This is a genomic window from Cognatishimia activa (assembly GCF_001458335.1).
Lineage (GTDB): Bacteria > Pseudomonadota > Alphaproteobacteria > Rhodobacterales > Rhodobacteraceae > Cognatishimia > Cognatishimia activa.
The window spans coordinates 94,225-111,816 of record NZ_CYTO01000020.1 but is presented as its reverse complement, the minus strand read 5'-3'; the positions used below and the strand labels follow the sequence as shown (position 1 = coordinate 111,816).

Annotated in this window: 18 protein-coding genes; 5 read left to right on the top strand and 13 right to left on the bottom strand. The window is 54.7% G+C overall.

The genetic code is table 11. The annotated features are described in order from the left end of the window. Nucleotide 1 precedes the first annotated feature (1 nt). A complete protein-coding gene (locus TA5113_RS10325; RefSeq protein ID WP_058315068.1) occupies nt 2–277 on the bottom strand; it encodes an acylphosphatase in 276 nt (91 codons plus the stop codon). 54 nt (nt 278–331) lie between these two features. Beyond that, complete coding sequence (locus TA5113_RS10320; protein ID WP_058315069.1) at nt 332–2,299, bottom strand: ethylmalonyl-CoA mutase; 1,968 nt, start codon at nt 2,297–2,299, stop codon at nt 332–334. 406 nt (nt 2,300–2,705) lie between these two features. On the opposite strand from TA5113_RS10320, the gene ccrA reads away from it, so the two are divergent. The 4 genes from ccrA (at nt 2,706) to TA5113_RS10300 (ending at nt 6,716) form a co-directional block, all read left to right on the top strand. After that, nucleotides 2,706–3,989: a crotonyl-CoA carboxylase/reductase gene (ccrA, locus tag TA5113_RS10315; RefSeq protein WP_058315757.1), complete on the top strand. Its 1,284-nt coding sequence runs from the start codon at nt 2,706–2,708 to the stop codon at nt 3,987–3,989. Between the two features lie 193 nt (nt 3,990–4,182). Beyond that, a complete protein-coding gene (locus TA5113_RS10310) occupies nt 4,183–4,368 on the top strand; it encodes a hypothetical protein (protein WP_131726416.1) in 186 nt (61 codons plus the stop codon). Between the two features lie 66 nt (nt 4,369–4,434). Continuing rightward, entirely contained in the window at nt 4,435–5,985 is a 1,551-nt protein-coding gene (locus TA5113_RS10305) for an ATP-dependent DNA helicase (RefSeq protein WP_058315071.1), read from the top strand. Continuing rightward, entirely contained in the window at nt 5,982–6,716 is a 735-nt protein-coding gene (locus tag TA5113_RS10300; RefSeq protein ID WP_058315072.1) for an SDR family oxidoreductase, read from the top strand. Before TA5113_RS10305 ends, TA5113_RS10300 begins: the two co-directional genes overlap by 4 nt. A gap of 3 nt (nt 6,717–6,719) precedes the next feature. On the opposite strand, the gene TA5113_RS10295 is transcribed toward TA5113_RS10300, so the two are convergent. The 11 genes from TA5113_RS10295 to trpS all read right to left on the bottom strand — a co-directional run bounded on the left by TA5113_RS10295 (nt 6,720) and on the right by trpS (nt 16,818). Next, the gene (locus TA5113_RS10295) at nt 6,720–7,490 is read right to left on the bottom strand and encodes a TIGR02186 family protein (protein ID WP_058315073.1); all 771 of its coding nucleotides are present in this window, start codon (nt 7,488–7,490) and stop codon (nt 6,720–6,722) included. A 1-nt stretch (nt 7,491) separates the two neighbouring features. After that, nucleotides 7,492–8,409, bottom strand: coding sequence for a sulfite exporter TauE/SafE family protein (locus TA5113_RS10290; protein WP_058315074.1), 918 nt, complete (start codon nt 8,407–8,409; stop codon nt 7,492–7,494). Nucleotides 8,410–8,496: 87 nt separating this feature from the next. Beyond that, complete coding sequence (locus tag TA5113_RS10285) at nt 8,497–9,462, bottom strand: ABC transporter permease (RefSeq protein WP_058315075.1); 966 nt, start codon at nt 9,460–9,462, stop codon at nt 8,497–8,499. Next, nucleotides 9,462–10,559, bottom strand: a complete 1,098-nt coding sequence (locus TA5113_RS10280; protein WP_058315076.1) for an ABC transporter permease — start codon at nt 10,557–10,559, stop codon at nt 9,462–9,464. Before TA5113_RS10280 ends, TA5113_RS10285 begins: the two co-directional genes overlap by 1 nt. Then, nucleotides 10,559–12,139: an ABC transporter ATP-binding protein gene (locus tag TA5113_RS10275; RefSeq protein WP_082625875.1), complete on the bottom strand. Its 1,581-nt coding sequence runs from the start codon at nt 12,137–12,139 to the stop codon at nt 10,559–10,561. Before TA5113_RS10275 ends, TA5113_RS10280 begins: the two co-directional genes overlap by 1 nt. A gap of 7 nt (nt 12,140–12,146) precedes the next feature. Further along, on the bottom strand, nt 12,147–13,142 hold the full coding sequence (locus TA5113_RS10270; RefSeq protein WP_058315078.1) for a BMP family lipoprotein: 996 nt from the start codon (nt 13,140–13,142) through the stop codon (nt 12,147–12,149). Nucleotides 13,143–13,305: 163 nt separating this feature from the next. Continuing rightward, nucleotides 13,306–13,728, bottom strand: coding sequence for a ribosomal protein S18-alanine N-acetyltransferase (rimI, locus tag TA5113_RS10265; RefSeq protein ID WP_058315079.1), 423 nt, complete (start codon nt 13,726–13,728; stop codon nt 13,306–13,308). Beyond that, nucleotides 13,725–14,306: a tRNA (adenosine(37)-N6)-threonylcarbamoyltransferase complex dimerization subunit type 1 TsaB gene (tsaB, locus tag TA5113_RS10260; RefSeq protein WP_058315080.1), complete on the bottom strand. Its 582-nt coding sequence runs from the start codon at nt 14,304–14,306 to the stop codon at nt 13,725–13,727. The genes rimI and tsaB overlap by 4 nt, the downstream gene beginning before the upstream one ends. After that, a complete protein-coding gene (locus TA5113_RS10255; protein WP_058315758.1) occupies nt 14,296–14,859 on the bottom strand; it encodes a NifU family protein in 564 nt (187 codons plus the stop codon). Before TA5113_RS10255 ends, tsaB begins: the two co-directional genes overlap by 11 nt. Nucleotides 14,860–14,981: 122 nt before the next feature. Further along, the gene (locus TA5113_RS10250) at nt 14,982–15,437 is read right to left on the bottom strand and encodes a universal stress protein (RefSeq protein ID WP_058315081.1); all 456 of its coding nucleotides are present in this window, start codon (nt 15,435–15,437) and stop codon (nt 14,982–14,984) included. A 349-nt stretch (nt 15,438–15,786) separates the two neighbouring features. Continuing rightward, on the bottom strand, nt 15,787–16,818 hold the full coding sequence (gene trpS / locus TA5113_RS10245; protein WP_058315082.1) for a tryptophan--tRNA ligase: 1,032 nt from the start codon (nt 16,816–16,818) through the stop codon (nt 15,787–15,789). Nucleotides 16,819–16,904: 86 nt separating this feature from the next. On the opposite strand from trpS, the gene TA5113_RS10240 reads away from it, so the two are divergent. Continuing rightward, nucleotides 16,905–17,591, top strand: a complete 687-nt coding sequence (locus TA5113_RS10240) for a rhomboid family intramembrane serine protease (RefSeq protein ID WP_058315083.1) — start codon at nt 16,905–16,907, stop codon at nt 17,589–17,591. Nucleotide 17,592 lies beyond the last annotated feature (1 nt).

Genomic DNA, 17,592 nt, shown 5'->3' with positions numbered 1-17,592 from the left:
GCTAATCGATGATTTCGAAGTGTGTGCTTGTGTGATCCTGAGAGATCGCACGATGCTGCACATCGCGAACTGAGGCAGCTCCGGGTCCGGACCAAAGTTCTTCTACCATCTGATGAACGGTTTTTTTGTCGCCCTCAAGGTGCGCAATGACGGCGCCGGATACGTCGTTTCGAACCCAGCCGGTCAGACCCAGCGCGCGGGCGCGCGAACGTGTCCAGTTGCGGTAAGCCACGCCTTGTACGCGGCCGGTGACACGGGCTTCCACTGATAAACTCATATGACATCCTCCCTCCAAAAGTGTGGCAGGGAGGAGCAGATTTTGCAAATTGGGCTATTCCGCCGCGACCGGGGCAGGGTCCGCGAGCACCACAATGTCATGCATAATGGTGTTCAGCTCAAAGTCTTTTGGCGTGTAAACACGGGATACACCCATGGCCAAAAGCCGCTCTGCATCGTCATCAGGAATGATGCCGCCAACGATCACAGGTGTGCCTGAAAGACCCGCGTCTTTCATGCGCTGCACAAGGTCTTCGACCAGCGGGATGTGAGAGCCAGACAGGATCGACAAGCCGACCACATGGGCCTCTTGTTCCTTCGCGGTCTTCACGATCTCTTCGGGCGTTAGGCGGATGCCATCATAGGTAATGTCCATGCCGCAATCACGGGCGCGGAATGCAATCTGCTCCGCACCGTTTGAGTGCCCATCTAGCCCAGGTTTGCCAATCACAAACTTCAGGCGACGACCGAGCTTGTCGCTGACCAAATCCACAGCATTGCGCAAATCGTCGAGACCTTCGGTTTTGTTGGACTGGCTTCCAGATACGCCGGTTGGCCCACGGTATTCTCCGTGTACCGCACGCATTTGTGCCGCCCATTCGCCGGTGGTGACACCGGCTTTTGCAGCCTGAATCGAGGCAGGCATGATGTTCTTGCCCACCGCCGCCGCCGAACGGAGTTCGGCGAGCGCCAGATCAACTTCACCTTGATCGCGACTGTCACGCCATTCTTGCAAACGGCTGACCTGTTCCTGCTCCACTGCGGGGTCGACCACCATAATGCCGCCGTCACCGGTCATCAGCGGTGATACTTCCCCTTGCTGCCATTTATTCACACCAACCACGACCACTTCGCCCGCTTCAATACGGTTCAAGCGGTCCGCGTTGGATTCCACCAAACGGCCTTTCATATAGTCGATCGACCCAATCGCGCCGTCCATGGACTCAAGGGTTGCCAATTCGTGTCGCGCACCTTCTTTGAGTTCTGCGACTTTGCGGTCTACGGCCGGGTTGCCGTCAAACAGGTCTTCATATTCCAAAAGATCAGTTTCATAAGCCATGATCTGCTGCATGCGCATGGACCACTGCTGGTCCCATGGGCGTGGCAAACCCAGAGCTTCGTTCCAAGCAGGCAGCTGAACGGCGCGCGCGCGGGCACGTTTTGAAAGCGTCACAGCGAGCATCTCGATCAGGATGCGGTAAACGTTGTTTTCAGGCTGTTGTTCGGTAAGGCCCAACGAGTTTACCTGAACGCCATAACGGAAACGGCGGAATTTCGGGTTTTCGACGCCATAGCGTTCCTGCAGGATTTCATCCCATAGCTCCACAAAGGCACGCATTTTGCACATCTCGGTGACGAAACGAATGCCCGCATTCACAAAGAATGAAATCCGACCGCAGAGGGCAGGGAAGTCTTCGGCCGGAACCCGCGGTTGCAGCTCATCAAGAACGGCGATTGCAGTGGCAAGCGCAAAGGAAAGCTCTTGCTCGGGCGTCGCTCCTGCCTCTTGCAGGTGGTAAGAACAGACGTTCATCGGGTTCCACTTGGGAACATTTGTGTAGCAGTACTCAGCCACATCGCCGATCATCTTCAAGCTAGGCTTTGGCGGACAAACATAGGTGCCTCGGCTGAGGTATTCTTTGATCAGGTCGTTCTGAACAGTACCTTGCAGCTTCGCGACATCGGCACCTTGCTCTTCCGCCACCGCAATATAGAGCGACAACAGCCACGGAGCTGTGGCGTTGATCGTCATCGACGTATTCATCTGTTCAAGCGGTATTTCATCGAACAGCGTGCGCATATCGCCCAAGTGGCATACTGGAACGCCAACTTTACCCACTTCGCCCCGTGCGAGGATGTGATCACTGTCATATCCAGTTTGGGTTGGAAGATCGAAAGCAACCGAAAGGCCCGTCTGACCTTTCGCGAGGTTGGACCGGTAAAGGGCATTTGATGCCTTAGCGGTGGAGTGACCAGCATAGGTTCGGATTAACCACGGGCGGTCTTTCTGCGCTTGCGACATGTTCGGCTCTCTTTCGTTGGCTGAGCAATAATATTACGCTTGTTTGTAATTAGGCGAAGTTTTTAACACTTGTCAATTCGCTGCGACGCGGCGATTTGGGGTGAAATCGGCCAAAAAACCGTGAAATATCGCTAAAATCATACCAGTTTGCAGAAGTATATGTTCCCAGTTTCGCTCCTCTAAGTGGCTTGAATTTTTTTTATGCTATTGAAAATATTGAAGTTTTTCAGATTTTTCGTGTCTGAGTCCAAAGTGACGCCACGTTTCTGCGTTTGCGAGGTTATAAAATTACTCATATAGTGTTGATCGTGTTGCAAAGTTGCGCGCAAGAATCTATCTCTACCTCAGAGACGCGATTCTGCATCGCGGCGAAACAACAAGCGAAACCCCCAGCCAGGAGGCAAAAATGGCTCTGGATTCTGATAACGGCACCCTCTCCTACGAGGCACCGGAAAAAGATCTTTATGAATTGGGGGAAATCCCTCCAATGGGCTATGTCCCAAAGCAAATGTACGCATGGACCATCCGGCGCGAGCGTCACGGCACGCCTGATAAGTCCTTTGAAGTCGAAGTGGTTGATGTTCCAACCCTAGACGCACACGAAGTTCTGGTTCTCGTGATGTCTGCTGGCGTGAACTACAATGGCGTTTGGGCTGGCCTCGGACAGCCGATCTCTCCGTTTGATGGTCACGGTGCGGATTACCATATTGCGGGTTCTGACGCGTCTGGCATCGTTTGGGCCGTTGGTGAGAAAGTGAAGAACTGGAAAGTGGGCGACGAAGTCGTGATCCACTGTAACCAGGACGATGGTGATGACGAAGAGTGTAACGGTGGCGATCCGATGTACTCTCCGAGCCAGCGCATCTGGGGCTATGAGACACCAGATGGTTCTTTCGCTCAGTTCACCAATGTGCAAGCTCAGCAGTTGCTGCGCCGCCCGACACACCAGACTTGGGAAGAAAGCGCCTGCTACACGCTGACACTGGCGACCGCGTACCGGATGCTGTTTGGCCACGCGCCACACGATCTGAAGCCAGGTATGAACGTTCTGGTCTGGGGCGCGTCTGGCGGTTTGGGCACCTATGCAATCCAGCTGATCAAAGCAGCGGGTGCGAACGCTATTGGTGTGATCTCTGACGAAAGCAAACGCGACTTTGTTATGGGTCTTGGCGCGAAAGGCGTCATCAACCGCAAAGACTTCACTTGCTGGGGTCAGCTGCCAACGGTCAACACACCTGAGTACAACACATGGTTCAAAGAAGCGCGCCGTTTCGGTAAAGCGATCTGGGACATCACCGGCAAAGGCAACAACGTTGATATCGTCTTTGAACACCCTGGCGAGACCACATTCCCTGTGTCTAACCTGGTTTGTAAAAAGGGCGGCATGGTTGTGATCTGTGCGGGTACCACCGGCTACAACCTGACGTTTGACGTTCGCTACACTTGGATGCACCAGAAGCGTCTGCAGGGTTCGCACTTTGCGCACCTCAAGCAAGCGGCGGCTGCCAACCAGCTGATGATTGAACGTCGTATTGAGCCGTTCCTGTCTGAGACATTCTCTTGGGACGAAATCCCTGAAGCGCACATGAAAATGTATCGCAACGAGCACAAGCCTGGGAACATGTCTGTTCTGGTGCAAGCGCCAACGACCGGCCTGCGCACTTTGAAAGAGGTTCTGGACGCCAAATAAGCGCGACCAAATCGTTGAAAATAAAACCGCCAGCGACTTACCGTTCGCTGGCGGTTTACGTTTGAGAAACCGTTTCACTGATATTCAAAGGCCGATGGCTCTTTCGTGGGGCAGAAAGCCCACGTCGCCTGTGACCATCGCGTGTGTTTTGCATAAAGCGTGACGCCGCTCATCGGACATGCTGGGGGCAGCCATGAAGTACGATTGGATACTTGACGTGATCTCTGATCTAGAGACGTTCGCAGCCGCCAATGACATGCCTGATCTGGCTGCGGAATTGGGGGATTTGAAGCTTGTGGCTGCCGCAGATATTTCCAGCAAAGAGGCGCAAGAGTTGAATTCAGATCGTGCAAGCAACATAGGTCGCCGCCCTCATTAATCCCCCATTTAAATCCGCCGCCAACTAGCGCTGGTGCTTTCAAGATGGCCCCTGTAGGGTCCGCTCATGACGACGCCATCCACGCCAGAAAATACCACATCGGCGGTAACTTTATCCCATGATCAGGCGGACGCTTTCGATCAGATTTCGGCGATTCTGAAGGACTCGGGTGTTGATCTAGACGACAGTCTATTGATGCCACCAAAGGCCAGCACCTCTGCGGTGGCTGCGGTCATGGGCAAGGCTGGATCCGGCAAAACGCTCTTGCTTGCCGAACTGGTGAACGCGCTGAAAGATGCGGGTGTTTCCATTGTGTCTGGGGATTATGAGAGCAAGAAAGCGCTCGACCGCCGCACTTTGGCGATTTTGGCCCCCACCAACAAAGCTGCCAGCGTTTTGCGCATGCGTGGTGTGCCGGCGACCACAATCCACCGCATTCTTTATTCACCGGTCTATGACCCGGAATACGAAAAGATCGCTGAGTGGCTGGCAGAAAACGGCGAGCGTCCAGAGATTGAAGGGTTGACCGATGAAGCATTGGAGCGCGCTCATGCGTTCTATCAGCTTCATAAATCCATCCCCGGCGCTTTGGCCGCGGCAGGACTACGGGGATCAGACTTCATCACCGGCTGGAAACGCCGCGAAGATCCTCTGGATATCGGCTTCATTGACGAAGGCTCAATGCTGGATGACCGCCAGTTTGAAGATCTGCAAGCGATCTTCTCGACCCTTATTGTGTTTGGGGATCCTGCTCAGCTCGCGCCAGTCAACCAATCCGGGTCGATGGTGTTTGATAAGCTGCCAGAAAAAGCCAAATTTTCGCTCAGCCGTATTCACCGCCAAGATGCTGATAACCCGATCCTCGATCTGGCCCATGCCTTGGCCGACCCGGAGCTTGGCTTTGAAGATTTCGAACGGATGATCGAAGAGAAGGCACGGCAAGATGACCGGGTGGTCTGGTCTCAGCGGGTCGAAGTGGATCTTATGGCGCGGTCTCCGGTTTTGGTCTGGCGTAACAATACACGTGTGCGGTTGATCAGTGCCTTCCGTGCGGTGCATGGCGCACCGGAAGATGACCTTCTCGAAGGCGAACCGCTGATCTGCGATGGCATCGAGCTCCCCATGAAACACCGTAAGAAACGGTTGGATCTGGAAGCGCGTGGCCTGATCAAAGGCGCGCAGGTGGTCTATCTCGGGCCGGGTCGCAAACCCGGCTTCTCGCGATTGCACGTCATGGGTGCCGAAGATCCGCAGGTCTCTGCGGCCTCGATTGTGAAGATCGAGAAGCCAGATGAAGAAGAACCCTTTATTCCATATGCCGCGCGGATGGGCGCTGCATTCCTTCACGGGGCAGCTGTGACCATTCACAAAGCCCAAGGGTCGCAATGGGAGAATGTTCAGGTCTTTGCGCCCGATCTCTTCGTTGCAGCGCGTATGGGCCGGGTTGAAGCGGGGCAACCTTTGTGGAAACGTCTGGCTTACGTGGCCATCACCCGCGCGCAAGAGCGCCTTTACTGGGTGGTTCGTAACAGGTTGGCCAAGCCAACTGGGCCACTTGTAATAGATGACCTCAGGGCGGCCCCAGCAGCGCCTTTAACTTTGGAGGAGCAAACATGAAAAGCATCATCGTAACGGGAGCCAGCTCCGGCATTGGACGGGCTACGGCAGAGGCTTTTCTTGAGCAGGGTTGGAAAGTCGGGCTGATTGCACGCCGCGGCGATCGCTTGGCTGAAATTGCTGCCAAAAACCCGGCGGCTATTCCATTACCTGTCGATGTAACCGACGCATCGGGCATGCAGGCGGCATTTGATAAGTTTCTCGACATGACCGGACGTCTTGATGCGCTGTTTAATAATGCAGGCAGTTTTGGCCCGTCGGCCTCGATCGATGAAGTCGACCTCGACGATTTTGACAACGTGCTGAATGTAAATGTGCGCGGCATGTTTATTGCGGCTCAACTGGCATTCCGGCAAATGCGGGAACAGTCCCCGCAAGGCGGACGTATCATTAACAATGGCTCACTGTCGGCGCATAGTCCGAGGGATAGCAGCATTTGCTACACCACGAGTAAACACGCAATTACGGGCATGACCCGCAGCTTGTCGCTGGACGGTCGCCCACATGACATCGCCTGTGGTCAGATCGATATTGGCAATGCCCGCACTGAGCTCGTGGATGATCTAAACGCGCGTGCGCTGGCCGATGATCCGAACGCAAACCTAATGCCCATGATGGATGTGGGTGACGCGGCGCGCTTGGTCCTGCATATGGCAGAGCTGCCGCCGGAAGCCAACGTTCAGTTCATGACCGTAATGGCGACCAAAATGCCTTACATTGGACGCGGCTAACGCTTAGCGGACCTGTCGGATCACCCGGAAAAATGCAGATGCACCCCAACCCGCGACAATCGCAATGGCAAGCGAAAGCAGGCCATAGATCAGCGGTTGCTGACGGGACAGGTTGAACAAGAAGCGCTCTAGGCCAACTTTGCGTACGTCGATGGTCGTTTCATGCTCTGACACGATTTTGCCGCTTCGTGTCAAGAAAACGCGTGCGCTGTAGTCACCTTCGGTAAGGTTTGCAGGCATTGCAACGGACGTTCTGAACAGTGTCTGCTCTGCGACCTCAATTGCGCCTTCTTGCACCGAATAGAGACCATTGTCAGTCCGAATTCGGCTCACCGCTTGAGCAAAGTCGATGGGATGATCTGACTGGAAATGGGCGCTGATCACATCAATTGCATTCTCGATAGAAACACGGCTCAGCTTGTCTTCTTGTGCCGTCAGAACATCGCGCAGCGGGCCACTTGTGGCCACTGTGTAAAAGCTTGGCGCACCATCAATGGTCACGCTTTCCGTATTCACCCAAATGCCAAATCGCTTTTCTTTACGACGAACAGTGATCTTTTCTTTTGGACCAGAGATGGCAATGACCACTTCAAGTGGGTCGCCATCAGGGATTTGGGTTTCGCGTTTGACCGCGCCAAAAACGAGGATCTCCGATCCATCAAAATTTGCGGTAATCGCAACACGATTTTGGCTGAGGCCCAAAACCACTTCCTCATTGGCGGTGGCCGTGAGTGGTGCAATCAAAAGCGCGAGAGAAATCAAAAGACGCCGCATCTTAGTGTCCTCCCGCTGCGCCGATGGAGTAGAGCTCGCTCGGCATAATCAGCAGATCCAGCGCCAACTTCAGGCAGACCGCGATCACCATTAGGGCCAATAGGATACGCAGCTGTTCGGCTTTCAGTTTCGCGCCGATCACCGCGCCGAACTGTGCGCCAATGACGCCGCCAACCAAAAGCAGCACCGCAAGCGCCATGTCCACGGTGTAGTTGGTGGTTGCGTGTAGAAGTGTGGTGAACGCGGTGACAAAGATGATCTGAAAGAGCGACGTGCCCACAACCACTTTGGTTGGCATGCCAAGCAGATAGATCATGGCAGGCACCATGATAAAGCCGCCGCCGACCCCCATGATTGCTGACAGGATACCGACAAAAACACCGACAATGAGTGGAGGGATGACTGAGATATAAAGACCCGACACGCGAAAGCGCATTTTGAATGGAAGGCCGTGAACCCAGTTGTGTTTCTTGCGCTTGATCGGGCCCGTGTTCTTGCGAGACTTGCGGATCGCATTCAGGCTCTCCACGAACATCAAACTGCCGATGATGCCGAGGAAGATCACGTAGCAAAGCTTTACCAGCAAATCGACTTGGCCAAGCGATTTGAGGTAGTTGAAGATCACCACCCCAAGCGCGGCTCCCGTCAGGCCGCCGATGAGCAACACTGTGCCCATCCTGAGATCCACCGTTCGCCTTTTGAAATGCGCGAGCACTCCTGAGAAAGAAGAGGCTACAATTTGGTTGGCTTCTGTGGCCACGGCCACGGCTGGTGGGATCCCGATGAAAAACAAAAGCGGCGTCATTAAGAAGCCGCCGCCAACACCAAACATCCCTGAGAGCACGCCAACAAGACCACCCAGCCCCAAGAGGAGGAAGGCGTTCACGGAGACTTCGGCTATCGGTAGGTAGATTTGCATGGCGGCACATAGCGCCTGAAAATCTCAAAATGCAACCGGGCTGCGTCACTTTGGCAGCCCGGTCATATAGTTTTTTTTAAACTGGACTCATCGTTCTTTTACATATGGCTCACCGCCAGCTCTTGGCGGGATGGCGCGGCCTACAAATCCAGCAAGAATTACCACCGTCAAAATGAACGGCAGCGCTTCCATCAGTTGCACCGGAATGACGATTCCCGCCAGTTCGATGCTTTGGAACCGAACCGCCAGAGCCTGTAGCAGACCAAATAGCAAGCAAGCCCAAAGCGCATACCAGGGCCGCCACTTCGCAAAGATCAACGCAGCCAGCGCGATGAAGCCACGGCCAGCAGTCATGTCTTTGATGAAACCCGCTTGCAGGCCTGTGGCCAGATACGCCCCTGCGACACCGCAAAGCGCACCGCAGATCAATACCGCAGTGAAACGCAGGCGGATCACAGAGACACCAGCCGTGTCCACGGATGCTGGGTTTTCACCCACCGCGCGTAGACGCAAACCGAAACGGGTGCGGTATAGGATCCACCAAGTCAGTGGCACAAAGGCAAAGGCGACATAGACGATCAGGCTGTGGCCAGAAACGAGCTCGCTATAGGTTGGACCAAACAACGGGATCGACTCAAACATATCAGCGAATGGCAGATTGATTGGGTTCAGGCGCCCTTCGGTCAACAGCGAAGGCGTACGGCCCCCTTGTTGGAACCAGTCTTGCGCAATCAATACCGTCATCCCCGCCGCAAGCATGTTGATCGCAACGCCCGAGATCAGCTGGTTGCCGCGGAATGTGATGGATGCCACGCCGTGCAGAAGGGACAAGATCATAGACGCGCCGATGCCGGCTAGAAGACCGACCCAGACAGATCCACTCACCGCGGCAAAGGCACCTGCCGCAAAAGCAGCGGCCAGCATTTTACCTTCAAGGCCAATGTCAAAGATGCCCGCGCGCTCGGAATAAAGACCCGCCAAACACGCCAGAAGCAGCGGCACGGCAAGACGAACGGAGCTATCCAGAACCTGAAGAAGTGTCAGGAAATCCATTATGCGTTCTCCTTGCGGCCAAAGTTCAGGAACAGGCGCTCAAGTGGCATACGCACCATATTGTCCAATGCGCCGGTGAAGAGGATTACCAAGGCTTGGATGACAACAATTAGCTCGCGCGGAATATCGGTCCAAAGTGCGAGTTCGGCACCACCTTGTGCAAGGAAGCCAAAAAGCAGAGCAGCCATCAGGATACCAATCGGGTGGTTGCGGCCCATCAAGGCCACCGCGATCCCCACAAAACCTGCTCCTTCCGTCGAGTTCAGGATCAAGCGTTCGCTTTCACCCAGTGTGGTGTTCACCGACATCATGCCCGCCAAAGCACCCGAGATCAGCATCGCGATCACAGTGATGCGCACTGGGGATGTGCCTGCGTATTTCGCAGCGGTTTCAGAGAAGCCAAAGCTGCGGATGTCATAGCCTAGGCGCGTTTTCCAGATCAGAACCCAGACAAAAACACAGGCCAACAGGGATAGGAAGAACGTCACGTTTGCAGGCGCGCCACGGAACATGCGTGAGCCTTCAGGGGCAAACATCTCGTGGAAGTTTGGCAGGTGCGTTGCTTCTGGGAAGCTTGCGGATGCCGGGTCCATTTGGCCAGTTGGGCGCAGGACCTCGACCAGTAGGTAGCCAAGCACAGAAAAGGCGATGTAGTTGAACATGATCGTGGTGATCACGATGTGGCTGCCGCGTTTGGCTTGTAGGTAGGCCGGGATGAAGGCCCAAGCCGCACCAAACAGTGCTGCCGCTGTGGATGCACCCACAATCGCCAAGCTCCAATGAGGCCATGGAATGTAGAGACAGGCCAAAGCAACGCCAACGCCACCGATCATCGCCTGACCTTCACCGCCGATGTTAAACAGCCGCGCATGGAAGGCGACCGCGACCGCGAGGCCGGTAAAGATGTAGTTTGTTGTGTAATAGAGCGTGTAACCCCAGCCTGCAGAGCGTTTCAGCGCCCCATCGACCATCAAATTAAACGCTTCAATCGGGTTCTCGCCGATGCCTAAGATCACGATGGCGCTGAAGAACGCTGCCAAAAGCAGGCTGATCAGCGGCACCAGAATGGCGTCGGCCCAAAGTGGCATTTTGCCCATTACGAAGTCTCCCCTGTGACGCCGGCCATCAGGAGGCCTAGTTCTTTCTCGTCTGTCTCACTGGCGTTGCGTTCGCCCATGATTTGGCCGTCAAACATAACTGCCACACGGTCCGCCAAAGACAGAACCTCTTCGAGCTCCACGCTGACAAGCAAAATCGCTTTGCCCTGATCGCGCAGGTTCACGATCTGTTGGTGGATGAATTCAATCGCACCGATGTCCACACCACGTGTCGGCTGACCAATCAGCAAGACATCTGGGTTGCGCTCAATCTCGCGTGCCACAACGATCTTCTGCTGGTTACCGCCAGAAAAGTTCTTTGCCGCCAAATGCGGATGCGGAGGGCGCACGTCAAAACGCTCCATCTGGTCGGCCGCTTTTGCGAGGATGCCTTTGTTATCCATCAGGATGCCGTTTTGGTATTCCGGCTCGTGGTGATAGCCAAAGACCGAGTTCTCCCATGCAGAGAACTCCATGATCAGGCCCTCTTTCTGGCGGTCTTCCGGTACGTGGGCAATGCCCGCCGCTCGGCGCGCTTGCCCGTCGGCACCATGACCAGACAGTGGCAGCTCTTGGCCGTTCACCGTCACAGAACCGGTTGCATCTTGGAAACCTCCCAAAACCTCAAGCAATTCGGATTGACCATTGCCTGCGACACCCGCGATACCAACGATTTCGCCAGCGCGTACGGTCAGGTCTATGCCTTTGACGCGTTCAACGCCTGCTTCATCGACAACACGCAGCCCTTCGATCTTGAGGATCTCGTCACCCGGTTTTGCGGGCTCTTTGTCCACTTGCAGCAAAACTTTCCGGCCCACCATCAGCTCTGCCAGTCCTTCCGGAGAGGTGTCTTTGGTTTGGACCGTCGCCGTCATCTGGCCGCGGCGCATCACACTTACGGTGTCGGTGTACTCCATGATCTCACGCAATTTGTGTGTGATCAGGATGATCGTTTTGCCTTCTTTGCGCAGCCGATCAAGAATACGGAACAACTGGTCCGCTTCCGCCGGAGTCAGCACGCCGGTCGGTTCGTCCAAGATCAGGATATCTGCCTGACGATACAGGGCTTTCAGGATCTCAACGCGTTGTTGGTGACCGACACTTAGGTCTTCAATCATCGCATCTGGATCGACATTCAGCTCGTATTCTTCTGCCAGTGTTTTCAGCGTTTTGCGCGCCTTGGCCAAGGACGGCCGCAGCAGGGCGCCGTCTTCTGCACCCAAGATGATATTCTCAAGCACTGTGAAATTCTCAACCAGCTTAAAGTGCTGGAAGACCATGCCGATGCCCGCCGCGATGGCGGCTTGGCTGTCGGGGATATTGGTTTTCTGACCCCGAATATAAATCTCGCCGGAATCCGCTTTGTAGAATCCGTAAAGGATCGACATCAGAGTCGATTTACCCGCACCGTTCTCACCGATGATACCGTGGATCGTGCCCGGGCGGACTGAGATTGAAATGTCTTTATTGGCCTGAACAGGCCCAAAGGCTTTGGAAATTCCCTTGAGCTCTAACGCCAAGGGGGTGGAGGCGGCAGGGGCGGCCATTTCTGGCCGCCCCGTATCAAGAGTATCAGTCATGTAAGGATCAGAATTCTAGAACAGAGCAGGACTCTGCTGCTGCGTAATCTTCGACTGTGATCTCGCCAGAAACGATGCCTTTGGTCGCCATATCCACGGCTTCCTTCATCTCGGCAGACACCAGAGACGCGTTGTTGTCGTCAAATGCAACACCAACACCGTCGCTTGCGAGGTTCAGGTTTTGGAAGCCAGTTTCCAGATCAGCGCCGTCTTTCAGTGCGTTGTATACCGCAACGTCTACACGTTTCAGCATGGAAGTCAGAACTTTGCCTGGGTGCAGGTGGTTTTGGTTGCTGTCAACGCCGATGGACAGGATGCCTTCGTCCGCTGCTGTCTGCAGAACACCAACACCGGTGCCGCCCGCTGCCGCGTAAACAACATCCGCACCTTGAGAGATCTGCGCTTTGGTCAGCTCGGAGCCTTTTACCGGGTCGTTCCATGCTGCAGGTGTTGTGCCAGTCATATTTGCAATGATGGTCGCGTCTGCGTTTACAGATTTAACACCTTGGGCATAGCCACAAGCGAACTTGCGGATCAGTGGGATGTCCATACCGCCGATGAAGCCAACGGTGCCGGATGTGGAGGCTTTTGCAGCCATAACACCAGCCAGATAAGACCCTTCATGCTCTGCGAAGGAGATGGTTTGAACGTTTGGCAGGTTGGCCCAGCCATCAATATTCACGAACTTGGTCTCTGGATACTCTGGCGCAACCTGTTCGATGGTTGGCGTCATTGCAAAACCCATAGTCACGATTGGGTTTGCACCAGCTTCTGCGAAACGGCGTAGCGCTTGCTCGCGCTGTGCTTCGGACTGCAGTTCGATGTCCAGGTACTTACCGCCAGTTTCAGCGGCCCAACGCTCGGCGCCGTTGTAGCCCGCTTCGTTGAAAGATTTGTCGAACTTGCCGCCAAGGTCAAAGATGACCGCTGGGTCAGCGTTGGCAACGCCAGCTGTCAGCGCGACGGTCGCCGCAGCGCCGAGGAATTTTTGCATAAGGGTCATGAATGTATCTCCCAGTTTTGTATCGGTTCGTACTGTCACTCGTCGAACCTTTGCGTTCTTAAGGATCGCTAAGATCAATATCCAAAGGTGGCCGTAGAGGGCAGGGGGGGTCAACCGGTTTTTTGACCATCCGTACGAGAATTAAACAGTTTCAAATTGGACTTTATAATTTTAGCTGCATGATGAGGGCATCTACGGGCGTTCCAGTGGTGCGTTTGTAGTAGCCTGCGCGCACGGAAATGACTTCGTAAGACATTGTTTTATATAAATTAAGAGCCCTTGTGTTGTCTTTCGCGACCTCTAGGAAAAGCGTATTGGCCCCTCTGGCTTGGGCTTCGTCATGATAGTGCTGCAAAAGCAGGCGGCCATGGCCTTTACCTTGCGACACTGGGTCTACGGCGATGGTTAAAAGCTCGGATTCCTGAGCAATTAAACGGCCAATAGCAAAACCGTGTGAGTCGCCGACGCAAAAACAGTGTTTGGACGCTAACAGCGCTTCGAACTCTTCCGTGCCCCAAGGTCGAGATTCGCGGAAGGCGGCGGCGTGAAGGCGCGCAAGGTCTTTTGGTTTGAGGAGTGTCGTCACAGGATTTTTGGAGGCAGGTCGCGGGACGGCGCTGCATCCGCTTGCCTGATGTAGAGTGGGGCCGGGCGTTGCGCAGTGTCGTCCATCCGAAGTCGCGCCTGGTGGGCGATGTTTTCTGCGAGAATGGCGCCACCGGGCGGATAAACAATGGGAAGGTCTGTATCGTACGGAAGGGAGACCAGTTTTGCTGCCTCACCTGGCTCTTGAACATATTGCTGATCACGCGGAGCAGGGACCGCTGCTGCCGCGGGCGTTGTTGTTCCATGTAGCGTCGCGTCAAAAGTAGAGACCCCAATGCAAGGTACTTCAAGCGCCAAGGCCAAGCCGCGCGCTGCTGATACCGAGATGCGAATGCCGGTGAAGTTTCCAGGACCAGTGCCAACGCCGATTGCTGACAGGTCGCTCCAATTCAGATTTTGCCCAGCCAATAGAGCTTCAAGCAAAGGCATGAGCTCTTCAGCTTGTCCTCGGGTCATTTCCAAAACACGTGAGGCCAAAACCTCTTCCCCACGCAGCAAAGCGGCCGCGCAATGCGCGGCCGATGTGTCGAAACCCAAAATAAGTGGATCAGAGGCCAACCGGGCGTACCTCTGTGACTTCAGGAATATAGTGGCGTAGCAGATTCTCGATGCCCATTTTGAGGGTCACGGTCGAGGATGGGCAACCGGCACAAGCGCCTTGCATATGCAGGTAGACGACGCCGCGCTCAAAGCCATGGAACGTAATATCGCCACCATCCTGCGCGACCGCTGGACGTACGCGCGTATCCAAGAGCTCTTTGATCTGTTCGACGATTTCCCCGTCTTCACCGTGATGCTCTGCGTGCGCCGCAGGCGCATTGGCATCTCCACCCAAGACAGGGTCACCGGATTGGAAGTGCTCCATGATCACGCCAAGAATAGAAGGCTTGAGGTGGTCCCACTCAACGGAGTCGGTTTTGGTGACTGTCACAAAATCATGACCAAAGAATACGGCTGTTACACCCTCAACGCCGAAGACGCGGGTTGCCAAAGGCGATTGCTTGGCGGCTTCCTCAGATGGGAAGTCTGCTGTGCCCATTTCCAGAACCGTTTGGCCCGGTAGGAATTTCAGCGTTGCTGGATTCGGCGTGGATTCGGTTTGAATAAACATGGTCATGCCTTTCGTATCTGCACACTGATATGCGTGGCGGGTATGCGAGTGTCAAGGTTTAGAAGCATTCTAAACTGCCGTGACAAAGCTTATACCTGCTCTACATCAATCAGTGGCGTCTGTTAGGTGATCGCTTCCAGCCGATCTTTTGGTAGATCGCCTGGTACAATTGTCACCGGAATTGGCAATGTGCCAGAGGCTTTTGCCATCTGTGTGACGAGTGGTCCTGGACCCGCGCTTTCCGTGCCCGCACCGAGAACCAGAACGCCGATTTCTGGGTCCGTATGAACTTGTTCTAGGATTTCGGTGACCAGTTCGCCCTCACGGATAACCAATTCAGGATCAATGCCCTGACGGTCGCGCATCCATTTGGCAAAAACCTCAAAGTGGGCCTCGATGCGCTCACGCGCTTCCTGACGCATGATATCGCCGACGCCAATCCAGTGCTGGAATTCCTCTGGCGGAATGATGGACAAGATTTCCACACCACCATTGGTCTTCTTGGCACGCATCGCCGCAAAGCGCATCGCGTTCAGGCATTCGCGACTGTCATCAAGCACCACAAGAAATTTACGCATAAAACGGCCTCCTTCGCGGCATCATGGCGGAAGGTCGAAGGCAGGGCAATGGGTATTTGGTTGCAGTGATCAGGGAAACTCGACCGCATATGAAATGACCCCAGAGCCGAAGCTCTGGGGCAAATTATTGAAAAGTGCTTTTGGCTGACGCCTTCAAATGTCAGGTATGCGTCGCGGATCTCGGGGGGGAAGCGCCACATAAATTCCGAGTTTGAATGCGCACAACTTAACGGCGAAAAGATTCGATTTTGTGACAGTTTTCGACGTTTGCCACCATGTTTTCCGACAAGCAAAATCAAAAAAACCGGGCGCGGTGCACCCGGTTTTTCAATTCTTGAAGTCAATTAAATTAAGCGCCGACCATACCGATGATTTTGTAGGTTTCTTTCAAGATCGGAGAGGCGATCTCACGTGCCCGCTCAGCGCCGCGGGCCAAGATCTTGTCGATCTCTGCCGTGTCTTCCATGAGCCGTGCCATCTCGCCGGAGATCGGTGCCAACTTTTCAACCGCTAGTTCGGCGAGCATCGGCTTGAATTCCGAGAACTGTTTCCCGCCGACATCCGCTAGGACAGCGTCAACCGATACTTCAGACAATGCTGAGTAAATATTGACCAAGTTGCGCGCTTCTGGGCGATCTTCCAGCCCTTTCGCTTCAGACGGCAGAGCTTCTGGGTCGGTCTTTGCTTTACGGATCTTCTTGGCAATCGTGTCCGCGTCATCGGTCAGATTAATTCGCGACGCATCAGACGGATCAGACTTTGACATCTTCTTAGATCCATCACGCAAAGACATCACACGTGTAGCCGCGCCTTCGATCACCGGCTCAGGCACCGGGAAAAAGTCGACCTTGTAGTCGTGGTTGAACTTGTTCGCGATGTCGCGTGTCAGCTCAACGTGCTGCTTCTGGTCTTCGCCCACTGGGACGTGGGTTGCGTGATAAATCAAAATGTCCGCTGCCATCAGAGCAGGATAAGCAAAGAGACCCAATGAGGCGTTTTGCGAGTTCTTTCCCGCCTTATCCTTCCACTGGGTCATGCGCTGCATCCAACCCATGCGGGCGACGCAGTTGAAAATCCAGCCAAGCTGCGCGTGTTCGGGCACTTGGGATTGATTGAAAAGAATGGATTTCTCTGGGTCGAGACCTGACGCAATGTAGCCCGCGCAAAGTTCACGGGTCGCGCGGCGCAAATTCTCTGGGTCTTGCCAGACGGTGATCGCGTGTTGGTCGACCATACAATAGATCGATTGCACGCCGGTGTTCTGGGTGTCCACAAAGCGCTTCATTGCGCCGAGGTAGTTGCCGAGCGTCAGGCCACCGGACGGTTGAATGCCGGAAAAGACGCGGGGCGAGAAAGAAGACGTTTGGACCGCCTCACTCATATCAGATACTCCGTCTGGAAATTGTTGCCCGCTTGGCTTACCCATGGCTGCAATGAGCGTCAAGCCGCACCCCTGCAGGAGCTTTCATGTCTGATCCCAATATCCAAAGCCCGTTTAATGCGCTGCCGCCGGTGATTGCCGCTTTGGCGATCGTGATTGTTGGGGTGGAGATCGTTTTCTACCTAGGCAGCACTGGTTTGGTCGGTGGCCCCGAGGCGATTGGCTGGCGTCTGCAAGCGGTGCAGCGATTTGCGTATTCACCAGATATCTTTGCGTGGATGTGGCAGAACGGAACTTGGCCGTCAGAGCATGTCGTCCGCGTTTTCAGTTATCTCTTTTTGCACGGTAACTTTACGCATGCCCTGTTTGGAGCAGTGATTGTTCTGGCGCTGGGCAAAATGGTCGGAGAGGTGTTTCACCCGGTCGCGACTTTGTTGGTGTTTTTCGCCTCTGGTGCGGTTGGTGCCATTGCCTACACCGCAATTTGGTCTGCGCCAGTGCCTTTGATTGGCTCTTACCCCGGGGCCTATGGTTTCATTGGCGCATTCACATTCTTGATGTGGGCACGTCTGCGCGTTGGCGGCGAGAACCAGATGCGCGCCTTTTCCTTGATTGCGATGTTGCTGGGAATTCAGCTGCTTTTTGGCGCTTTGTTTGGCAGCAATGGGGATTGGGTTGCCGACCTTTGTGGCTTCGTCACTGGTTTCGCGCTGTCGTTCTTTTTGGTGCCCGGTGGTTGGGCACGCATTCGTGCAATGATCCGGCACGATTGAT